Here is a 10,749-nt window from a genome sequence, read left to right on the forward strand (position 1 = left end):
GCACACAGCTTGGCTTGCTGCGAGACAATCCCGATGAGGACAATCACCGACTGGAGAGCCGTATGCGGGAAAACTGCACGTACGGTTCGGAGGGCGGGGAGGGGCTTGCCCCTTCTCGACCCCTATCAACAGGCCGGTACCGTACGACCTGCGACCTACGATCAGCTATCGCGTCCCCTGCAATTCCTGCAGGCGGGCGATGGCGGCGGGGTCGCCGCGCACGTGGAAGAGGGCGCCCGCTTCGTCGGCGCGTTCTTCGAGCACCTCGCAGTTGGCGTAGATTTCGCTGCGCAGTTGCTGCGCCGACCAGGGCAGGAAAAGTTCGGCTTCGACCAAGTCCTTCTGGAAGAAGGCGAGGATCAGCTCGCGCAGGCGGGCGACGTCTTCGGGGCGGCGGGCGCTCATGACCACGCAGTCCGGGTGCTCGGCGCGTAGTTCGGCCTCGCGTGCGGCTTGGGCGGCTGCATCGCCGACGCCGTCGATCTTGTTGAAGACGCGGATGCGCGGCACCTGGTCGGCGCCGATCTCGGCGAGCACCGCTTCGGTGACCTCGCGTTGACGCTCGCGATCGGGGTCGCTCGCGTCGACCACGTGCAGCAAGAGCGCCGCGTCGAGCGCCTCGTCGAGCGTCGACTTGAACGAAGCGACCAGCCCGTGTGGCAGGTTCTTGATGAAGCCGACCGTGTCGCTGACCAGCACGCGCGGGATGCCCTCGGGTTGCAGCACGCGCACGGTGGTGTCGAGCGTCGCGAACAGCTTGTTGGCGACGAGCACCTCGCTGCCGGTGAGCGCGCGCATCAGGGTCGATTTGCCGGCGTTGGTGTAGCCGACCAGTGCGACGCTGGCCGGCGTCTGCCGTCCCTGGCGGCGCGCGCGCTGCGTCCGGCGCTCGGCCTCCATGGCGACGATCTCCTCCTGCAACTCGGCGATGCGGTCGCGGATCTTGCGCTTGTCGAGCTCGGTGTGCGACTCGCCGGCACCGCGACCGCCGACGCCGCTGCGCTGCCGTCCCTGCGGCCCGGCGAGCTTGGCCGCTTCGCGCAGGCGCGGCGCCATGTAGCCGAGGCGCGCGATCTCGACCTGCGCCTTCGCCGCGCGCGAGCGTGCGTTGCGGTGGAAGATTTCGAGGATGACCATGGTACGGTCCATCACCTCGCAGCCGGTCTCCAGTTCGAGGTTGCGCGCCTGCGAGGGCGAGATCTCGTGGTCGACCAGCAGCACCTCGATCTCGCTACCGTGTTCGGCGGCGGCGCGGATCGCGGCTACCGAGTCGGTGAAGTCGGGGTCGCCGTTCACGAAGCAGCGGATCTCCTCGCGCTTGCCGACGCCCAGGTAGCCGGTCTGGTCGAAGCCGGCGCGCTTCTGCGTGAAGGTGTGCACGACCTGGTAGCCGAGGGTCTTGGCCAGTTCGCGCAGTTCGGTCAGCGAGGACTCGAACTCGCTGTCGCTCACGCTCGGCAGTTGAACGGCCGCGACGATCGCGTAGCCGGGTTTCTCTTGGACAGACATTCTTGGACCGCTGCGTTGGACAAAGGCAGATGGTACATGCAACATCATGGGGTCAGGTCTCGAATTGTTGCATCGGCCGCGTGATGCAACAATTCGGGACCTGACCCCGGGCTTCACTTCTTGTCCATGGCGGGGAAGTCAGACGTCAGTGAGGGGTTTATCGGGTTACGCTGCGCTAATCCGACGCGCTGCTTTCTGCGCGAACCGTCAATTCCGTCATTGCGAGGCGCGTAGCGCCGTGGCAATCCAGTTCGTTCCTTCCCGGCCTCGCCAGCTCGGGCGACCGTATGACAGCCCTACGCACTGGATCGCCACGCCCTGCGGGCTCGCGATGACGAGCTGCTGACTGGCAAAATGCAACAATTCGAGACCTGACCCCGGGGTTGTTGCACGCTGGTAATATGATCGCCACATTCCTCAACCGGGCACGATCATGACAGTCAGGGCTTCTGGACGTGTGCTGCGACGTCCTGCATAAGCGCGGTTTCGTGCGTTCCGGTTTTGCGCTCAGCGTCTTCATGCTGTTCGCGCTGGCGGCCGCGTTCGCGGGCTATGTCAGCGCCGAGAAGGCGATCCGCGAGGCGAGGGAGCTGCGGCAGACCTCGCTGCTGCGTGCCGACGAGTTGCGGCGGACTTCCGACGAGCTGACGCAGATGGCGCGCAGCTATGTGCTGACCGGCAATCCGCGTTTCAGGGACTACTACGAGGCGATCCTCGACATCCGCGACGGCAGGAAGCCGCGCCCTGCCGGCTATCACGAGCTTTACTGGCAGCTGCGCAGCGCCGACCCGCAGCCGCTGCCTGCCAGCACGGGAACCGGCGTCGCCTTGCTCGAGCTGATCGGCGAGACCGGAGTCGCCGAGCAGGAACTGAAGATGCTGCAGGAGGCGAAATCGCTCAGCGATTCGCTGACGCAGACGGAACGGGCGGCGATGCGCCTCCTGGACAGCGTCGGCCCGGCGCGCGAAGCCGCGCTGGCGAGCGCGCGACTCATCTTGTTCGACGATCGCTACCTCGCGGCGAAGGCGCGCATCATGACGCCGATCCACGCGTTCAGCGAGCTCGTCGACCGACGTACCGGTGAGGCGGTGCAGGCGGCCGAGGCGCGTGCACGCGTTCTGCTCGCGCTCTGCGCCGCGCTCTGCATCGGCCTGCTCTTCATGCTCGGCTACCACCATGCCTCGCTGCGCAGGATCGCCGAGCGCCTGCGGCAGAACGAAGCGCAGCTGAGGCTGAGCATCGACGGCGCGAAGCTCGGTGTTTTCGAGCAGAAGGTGGACGCCGACGAAGCGATCTGGTCGGAGCGTTTCTGCGCCCAGTTCGGCGTTCCCGATGCGGCCGAGCCGAGTTTCGCGCTGTTCCTCTCGCTGCTGCATCCCGACGACCGCGAGCGGGTCGAGGCGCTGGTGCGGCGTTCGATGGCGACGCACGAGGACTATCAGGCCGAGTATCGCATCATCCTGCCCGACGGCTCGCTGCGCTGGATCAGCGCGATGGGGCGCACCTTCCTCGCCGCGGACAATCGTCCCGAGCTCCTCTGCGGCGTCACCAGCGACATCACCGAGCGCAAGGAGAACGAGGAGAAGATCCGCGCCAGCGAGCAACGCTACCGCGAACTCAGCGCCAACCTGGAGCACGAGGTCGATCTGCGCACCGCCGAGCTACGCGCCGCCTCGGCAGCGCTCAGGCAGAGCGAAGCGAAGATGCGGCGGATGCTCGACAACATCCCCACCGCCATCGCCGCGCTGTCCTCGGGCGACGACGCGCGGGTGTTGTTCCTCAACGAGCACTTCGTGCGCAGCTTCGGCTACTCGCGCGCGGACCTGCAGACGCTGCAGGACTGGGAGGAGAGGGCCTATCCCGACGCAGGGTATCGTGCGGCGGCGAGCAGCTGGTGGCGTGAGCGCGTGCGCGAGGCGGTGCGCAGCCAGGGCAAGGTCGAGTCGCAGGAGGTGCGCGTCACCTGCAAGGATGGCACGCTCAAGCAGGTGGTGGTCGGTGCCACGGCCATGGACGACGTGCTGCTGATCTCGCTGCTCGACATCAGCGAGCGTTACGCGGTGGAAAAGAAGCTGCGCATCAGCGAGGAAAGACACCGCCTGTGGGCCGACAACTCGATCGACCTCGTCTGGAACCTCGGGCCGGATGGGGTCGTCACCTACATCAGCCCTTCGGTCGAGCGCCTGCTCGGCTACACGCAGGAAGAGTTCAGGAAGCTGTCGCTGGCAGAAATGTTTTCGCCGGCCTCGTACGCGATCGTCGCGGCGGGCTTTGCCGACTCCATGGCCAACGTGCAGGCCGGACGCCCGGTCGACTTCACGGCCCGCGAACTCGAACACCGGCGCAAGGACGGCTCGTATATCTGGGTCGAAATCACGGCGAGCGGGATGTATGACCGCAAGGGGCGCTTCCTCGAGTTGATGGGCATCACGCGCGACATCAGCGCGCGCAAGCTGAACGAGCGCGAACGGCAGCAGGCGCGCGACGCCCTCGCTGCGGCAAACCGGGCCCTGCAGGAAAGCAATGCCGAGTTGCAGCAGCTGGCGGCCACGGATGTGCTGACCAGGCTGTGGAACCGCCGCCATTTCGAGCAGGCAGCAAGCGCCGCGATGGGGCTGGCCGAGCGCTACGGTGATCCGCTGTCGCTGATCATGTTCGACATCGACCATTTCAAGTCGATCAACGACCGCTGGGGCCACCAGGCGGGCGACCGGGTGCTGATCGAGATGGCGCAGCGTGTGCGCGCCAGCCTGCGCGCCGTCGACGTCCTGGCGCGCTGGGGCGGCGAGGAGTTCGTGGTGATGATGCCGCACGGTGGCGGCAACGAGGCCATCCAGGTGGCGGAGAAAGTGCGCGAGCAGGTCGCCGCCGAGCCTTTTCCGGGCGTGGGGACGGTCACCGCCAGCTTCGGCGTCAGCCAGTTCTTGGTCGGCGAAAGCGCCGACAGCTGGATCCAGCGTGCCGACGAGGCTCTTTACCGCGCCAAGCGGGAAGGCCGCAACCGCGTGGTGAAGGCCGACGCGCAGCCGCTACGGCTGGTCTGGCGGGCAGGCTACGCCAGTGGCGAAGCGCGCATCGACGCCGAACACCGCGAGCTGTTCCGCCTCGCCAACGAACTGATCGGCCTGGTCGCCAGCGAGCCGTCCCCGACTGCCGTCCTGCCGAAGCTCGACGCGCTGCTCGCGCATGTCGCCGAGCACTTCAGGAACGAAGAGGAAATCCTGCGCCGATGCGGCTACGCAGACCTGAAACAGCACGCCGGCCTGCACCGCCACCTGCTCGAGCGCGCCGAGGCACTCAGGGCTCGCTTCGCGCAAGGGGACGGCGAGCTCGCCAGGCTGATGGACTTCCTGGCGCAGGAAGTGATCGTCATCCACATGCTCAAGCAGGACCGGGCGTTTTTTCCGACGGTGGGTGGGGAGAAGGGGCCGCTGGAAGAGGAAGCTGGCTAAATGCAACAGACCTGACCCCGAGTGAATGTTGCATTCCCGTCATTGCGAGGCGCGTAGCGCCGTGGCAATCCAGTTCGTTCTTTCCCGGCCTCGCCAGCTCGGGCGACCGGATGACAGCCCTACGCACTGGATCGCCACGCCCTGCGGGCTCGCGATGACGAGCTGCTGACTGGCAAAATGCAACAATTCGAGACCTGACCCCGTGATTGTTGCACCATGAAAAAAGGCGGCCGGGGCCGCCTTTTTTCGTATAACGCGAGCAGCGCTTACTTGACGCGGGCGCGGTATTCGTTGGTGCGCGTGTCGATTTCGATCTTGTCGCCGATTTCGACGAAGGCGGGGACCGGGAGTTCGAAGCCGGTGGACAGGCGGGCGGGCTTCATGACCTTGCCCGAGGTGTCGCCCTTGACGGCGGGTTCGGTGTAGATGACTTCGCGGACCAGCGCGTTCGGCAGTTCGACCGAGATCGCCTTGCCTTCGTAGAAGACGACTTCGCAGGGCATGCCGTCTTCGAGGTAGTGCAGCGCGTCTTCCATGGCGTCGGCTTCGATCTCGTACTGGTTGTACTCGCCGTCCATGAAGACGTACATCGGGTCGGCGAAGTACGAGTAGCTGACTTCCTTGCGTTCGAGCTGGACGACTTCGAACTTGTCGTCGGCACGGTAGACGGTCTCGCTCGGCGCGCCGGTCAGGAGATTCTTCATCTTCATCTTGACGACGGCGGCGTTGCGGCCCGACTTGTTGTATTCAGCCTTGAGGACAACCAGCGGGTCGTTGCCGACCATGAACACGTTGCCTGCGCGAAGCTCCTGAGCGGTTTTCATAGTGCTATTTCCGGTAAGCGGTAAAAAGATAACTCGCCATTATAGCCGGGATCGGGAAAAAATCACCAGCTGTTGCGCGAGGTCGGTCTGCCGGGCAAGCCCTGCCGACCAGGCCTGCGCGTGGGGCGCCAGAGCCGGCATCTCCGCGAGCAGGCGCTGCCAGCTTGCCGCATCGACGTGCCCGGCGTTCCAAGCGTGCCAGAACTCGCGCAGCGCGGCTGCACCCGTCGGCGGCAGGCCGGCGCAGTGGAGGTCGAGGAAGGCGTCGAGCTTGACGCGGTGCGCGTCGTCTTCCTGCGGGTAGATGTGCCAGACGAAGGGCCTGGCGGCCCACTGCGCGCGCACGAAGGAGTCCTCGCCACGGACGAAGTTGAGGTCGCAGGCCCACAACAGCGGGTCGTAGCGCGGCTGCTCGACGAAGGGCAGGACGCGGACTTCGAGCATGCCTTTGCGGACGACGTCGCCGGCGGCGAGCTCCTGGCCGAAGAATGCGGCCGCGGCCGGCAGGGCGCGCGAGACGGGCAGCAGGCAGCAGACCGGGGTCTCGCCCGCTGCCCAGAGCGCGCACAGCTCGGCGATGGCCGGGTTCTCGTAGGCGAACAGCGAGACGAGCAGCGTCTCCGCCGGCAGCGTCGCCGCGGGGGCGGGCAGGCCGGCAGCGGCACAGACGAAGGCCAGGCGCGCCGCCGGCGATCCTGGACGGTCAGCGGCGGCCAGTTCGGCGAAGGCCGCGTCGCGCCGTGCCAGCAGCTCGCCCTCGCGCAACAGTCCGCCGCTTTCCGGCACGAAGCCCGGGAAGAAGAAGTGGCGGGTGAGCGGCAGGCGCGGGTGCGGCGAGCCGAGCCCGTGGCAGCCGAGCGTCCAGGCTTCGGCGCTCAGGTATTCGAGGTTGATCCAGACCGGCGGCGACGGGCGCCGCGCCATCGCCGCCAGCGCCGCCTCGGGCAGATTGCAGCCGAAGGCTTCGACGACGACGTCGCCGGGGGCTTCGATGAAGTCGGCCAGCATTTCATCGGACTCACCGGACTCACCCGGTCGCCAGCGCCGCACCTCGACGCCTTGCACGGTCTGCTCGTCGAGGCGCGCATCGATCTGCGGACAGAGCGCGGCGAAGGCGCCGAGCTCGTCGACCCACAGGCGCAGCGCGAGTCCGTGCTCGGCGGCCAGCTGGCGGGCCAGGCGCCAGCTGACGCCGATGTCGCCGAAGTTGTCGATGACCGTGCAGAAGATGTCCCAGCGCGCGCGCGGCGAGGCTGGCGGAAGAGTGCTCGTGGTAGTCCCAGGAGTCGTTGGAGTAGGCGCACGTGATAACATCGGCCGCCATGCTAACCCAGCCGCCCAGTCCGCCGCCAGCCGCCGCAGAAGCCGCAAGCGACTCCCGGTTCGATACCCCGTTCGACGCCGGGATCGAAGCCAGCGTAGCCCCGGCCGCCGATGCACTGCACGACGCGGCGCCGGCCGCGACCGCCGACACTGCGCCGGCCGAAGCCGCCGAAGCCGCCGAAGCCGCCGAAGCCGCCGAATCCGCGGCGCTCGCCTTCGATGCGCGCGCGCTCTTGGCGACCTTGCCCGAGTTGCCCGGCGTCTATCGCATGATCGACGCGAAGGACGTGGTCCTCTACGTCGGCAAGGCGAAGAGCCTGAAGAAGCGCGTCGCCTCGTACTTCCGCGAGAACCACCCGAGCCCGCGCATCGCGCTGATGGTCGCGCAGATCGCGCGCGTCGAGACGACGGTGGTCGGTTCCGAGGCCGAGGCGCTGCTGCTCGAGAACAACCTGATCAAGCGCTTGGCGCCGCGCTACAACATCCTCTTCCGCGACGACAAGTCCTATCCGTACATCGTCCTCACTCGCGACGAGTTCCCGCGGCTGGCGTTCTACCGCGGCGCCACCGACCGCCGCGCCGACTATTTCGGACCGTATCCGTCCTCGGTCGCCGTGCGCGACAGCGTGCATCTGTTGCAGAAGATGTTCCTGCTGCGCACCTGCGAGAACTCGGTGTTCGCCAACCGCTCGCGGCCCTGCCTGCTGTTCCAGATCAAGCGCTGCTCCGGCCCCTGCGTCGGTGAGATCGAGGCCCAAGCCTACGCCGAGGACGTGCGCCTGGCGGCGATGTTCCTGCAGGGAAAACAGCAGGAGGTGATCGCCCGTTTGAGCGAGGCGATGCAGGCGGCCGCCGAGGCGCTCGCCTTCGAGGAGGCGGGAAGAATCCGCGACCAGATCCAGTCGCTGCGCCGCGTGCAGGAGAAGCAGTACGTCGAGAGCAGCCGCGGCGAGGACGTGGATGTCGTCGTCGCCGTCGAGGAGGACGGGGTCCTCTGCGTGAACCTGGCGATGGTGCGCGGCGGCCGCCACCTCGGCGACCGCCCGTTCTTTCCCGGCAACGCGTCGGGCTGCACGCCGGCCGATGCCCTGCTCGCCTTCCTGCAGCAGCACTATTCGGCGCACCCGGTGCCCGAGCGCATCTACGTTAAACCGTTGCCGGTCGACGACGAGGCAGCTGCCGAAGTCAGCGCGCTGGCCGGCCGGCCGACGCCGGTGGTCGAGGCGCGCCTGTCGATGCCCAGGCACTGGGTCGAGATGGCGCTGCAGAACGCGCGCCTGGCGATCAGCGCACGGCGCACGGCACTGACGATGCAGGGCAAGCGCCTGCAGGCGCTGCAGGAAGTGCTGGCGATCGAGGGCGACCGCATCGAGTGCTTCGACATCAGCCACACCATGGGCGAGTCGCCGGTCGCTTCCTGCGTCGTCTGGCAGGGCGACGGGATGCGCCGCAGCGAGTACCGCCGCTTCAACATCCGCGACATCACCCCGGGCGACGACTACGCGGCGATCCGCCAGGCGGTGCTGCGCCGCTACGACAAGGTGGCCAGCGGCGAGGGCACGGCGCCGGCGCTGATCCTGATCGACGGCGGCAAGGGGCAGGTGGCGATGGCGTTCTCGGCGCTGGAGGAACTGGGCCTGACGCAACTGCCGATGGTCGGCGTCGCCAAGGGCGAGGAGCGCAAGCCGGGTCTGGAAACACTGATTTTTCCGGACGGGCGCGAACCGTTACAATTGAATCCCGATCACCCGGCGCTGCTGCTGATCCAGGAAGTCCGCGATGAGGCGCACCGCTTTGCCGTCTCCGGCCACCGCGCCAAGCGCGGCAAGGCGCGCAAGACCTCGCGCCTGGAGGACATCGACGGCATCGGACCGAAGCGACGTAAGGCGCTGATCGAGCGCTTCGGCGGCCTGCAGGGGCTGTCCGACGCCGGAGTCGAGCAATTGTGTGCCGTTCCCGGAATCAGCCGGGAACTGGCGGAAAGAATCCATGCTGCGCTGCGCTGATGCCGTTTAATCTCCCGATCTTCCTCACCTGGCTGCGCATCATCGCGATTCCGGCGATGGTCGGCGTCTACTACGCGCCCGATTCCTGGGTGCCGGCGCCCTTCAGCCGCGACGCGCTGGCGACGCTGCTCTTCTGCGCTGCCGCCGCGACCGACTGGCTCGACGGCTACCTCGCGCGCAAGCTCGAGCAGACCTCGGCCTTCGGTGCCTTTCTCGACCCGGTCGCCGACAAGCTGATGGTCGCCGCGGCGCTGATCATGCTGGTCCAGCTCGGCCGCCTCGACGCGGTGATCGCGGTGATCATCATCGGCCGCGAAATCACCATCTCGGCGCTGCGCGAATGGATGGCGCAGATCGGCGCCCGCGCCAGCGTCGCCGTGTCGATGCTCGGCAAGATCAAGACGACGGCGCAGATGGCGGCGATCCCGCTGCTGCTCTACCACAGGCCCGTCGCCGGGATCGACCTCCAGGAAGCCGGTACCTGGCTGATCTACGTCGCCGCCGTGCTGACCCTGTGGTCGATGGCCTACTACCTGCGCATGGCCTGGCCGGAGATCGTCGCGCAGGAGAAGTCGGGCAGGGCGGGGTAGGTGGTAGGTGGTAGGTGGTAGGTGGTAGGTGGTAGGTGGTAGGTGGTAGGTGGTAGGTGGCGGGTCGGGTTAGCGTGAAACGTGGAACGATTTCGTGAAGCATCGGCCGACCTGATCCGCGGAGGTCGTCGCGATCAACAGCCCGTCATCGCGAGCCCGCAGGGCGTGGCGATCCAGGGCGTAGGGCGGACTCGTGTCGCACGTGGATGGCCGGCCAGGCCGAGAAGACGGAAGAACGAGCTGGATTGCCACGGCGCTACGCGCCTCGCAATGACGGGATGGCGACGCGTCATCGCGAGCCCGCAGGGCGTGGCGATCCAGTGCGTAGGGCGGATATCGTGTCGCACGTGGATGGCCGGCCAGGTCGAGAAGACGGAAGAACGAGCTGGATTGCCACGGCGCTACGCGCCTCGCAATGACGGGATGGCGACGCGTCATCGCGAGCCCGCAGGGCGTGGCGATCCAGGGCGTAGGGCGGATATCGTGTCGCACGTGGATGGCCGGCCAAGTCGAGAAGACGGAAGAACGAGCTGGATTGCCACGGCGCTACGCGCCTCGCAATGACGGGATGGCGACGCGTCATCGCGAGCCCGCAGGGCGTGGCGATCCAGTGCGTAGGGCGGATATCGGGTCGCACGTGGATGGCCGGCCAGGTCGAGAAGACGGAAGAACGAACTGGATTGCCACGGCGCTACGCGCCTCGCAATGACGGGATGGCGACGCGTCATCGCGAGCCCGAAGGGCGTGGCGATCCAGGGCGTAGGGCGGACTCGTGTCGCACGTGGATGGCCGGCCAGGTCGAGAAGACGGAAGAACGAGCTGGATTGCCACGGCGCTACGCGCCTCGCAATGACGGGATGGCTACGCGTCATCGCGAGCCCGCAGGGCGTGGCGATCCAGTGCGTAGGGCGGATATCGTGTCGCACGTGGATGGCCGGCCAGGTCGAGAAGACGGAAGAACGAGCTGGATTGCCACGGCGCTACGCGCCTCGCAATGACGGGATGGCGACGCGTCATCGCGAGCCCGCAGGGCGTGGCGATCCAG

Annotated in this window: 7 protein-coding genes; 3 read left to right on the plus strand and 4 right to left on the minus strand. The window is 67.3% G+C overall.

Translation table 11 applies throughout. The annotated features are described in order from the left end of the window. Nucleotides 1-165: 165 nt before the first annotated feature. Nucleotides 166-1,509, minus strand: coding sequence for a GTPase HflX (gene hflX, locus CCR84_RS08390; protein WP_201211313.1), 1,344 nt, complete (start codon nt 1,507-1,509; stop codon nt 166-168). Nucleotides 1,510-1,997: 488 nt separating this feature from the next. Between hflX and CCR84_RS08395 the strand changes: the two genes are divergently transcribed. Then, the gene (locus CCR84_RS08395) at nt 1,998-4,961 is read left to right on the plus strand and encodes a diguanylate cyclase (protein WP_201211314.1); all 2,964 of its coding nucleotides are present in this window, start codon (nt 1,998-2,000) and stop codon (nt 4,959-4,961) included. Between the two features lie 266 nt (nt 4,962-5,227). On the opposite strand, the gene efp is transcribed toward CCR84_RS08395, so the two are convergent. Together efp and earP are read right to left on the minus strand one after the other, a co-directional pair. Further along, complete coding sequence (gene efp, locus CCR84_RS08400; RefSeq protein ID WP_201211315.1) at nt 5,228-5,785, minus strand: elongation factor P; 558 nt, start codon at nt 5,783-5,785, stop codon at nt 5,228-5,230. A 39-nt stretch (nt 5,786-5,824) separates the two neighbouring features. Next, nucleotides 5,825-7,099 (minus strand): elongation factor P maturation arginine rhamnosyltransferase EarP, encoded by a 1,275-nt coding sequence (gene earP, locus CCR84_RS08405; protein ID WP_201211316.1) that lies wholly within the window; start codon nt 7,097-7,099, stop codon nt 5,825-5,827. A gap of 8 nt (nt 7,100-7,107) precedes the next feature. Here earP and uvrC point away from each other — a divergent pair, with 8 nt between their 5' ends. Continuing rightward, nucleotides 7,108-9,114 (plus strand): excinuclease ABC subunit UvrC, encoded by a 2,007-nt coding sequence (gene uvrC, locus CCR84_RS08410; protein ID WP_201211317.1) that lies wholly within the window; start codon nt 7,108-7,110, stop codon nt 9,112-9,114. Then, a complete protein-coding gene (gene pgsA / locus CCR84_RS08415; RefSeq protein WP_201211319.1) occupies nt 9,114-9,704 on the plus strand; it encodes a CDP-diacylglycerol--glycerol-3-phosphate 3-phosphatidyltransferase in 591 nt (196 codons plus the stop codon). Before uvrC ends, pgsA begins: the two co-directional genes overlap by 1 nt. A gap of 861 nt (nt 9,705-10,565) precedes the next feature. Here the strand turns inward: pgsA and CCR84_RS16345 are convergent. Then, nucleotides 10,566-10,749, minus strand: a 184-nt coding sequence (locus CCR84_RS16345) for a hypothetical protein (RefSeq protein ID WP_207186258.1), incomplete at its 5' end; no start/stop codon positions are given.

Origin of the sequence: Rhodocyclus purpureus (assembly GCF_016653115.1) — a bacterium.
GTDB classification, from domain to species: domain Bacteria; phylum Pseudomonadota; class Gammaproteobacteria; order Burkholderiales; family Rhodocyclaceae; genus Rhodocyclus; species Rhodocyclus purpureus.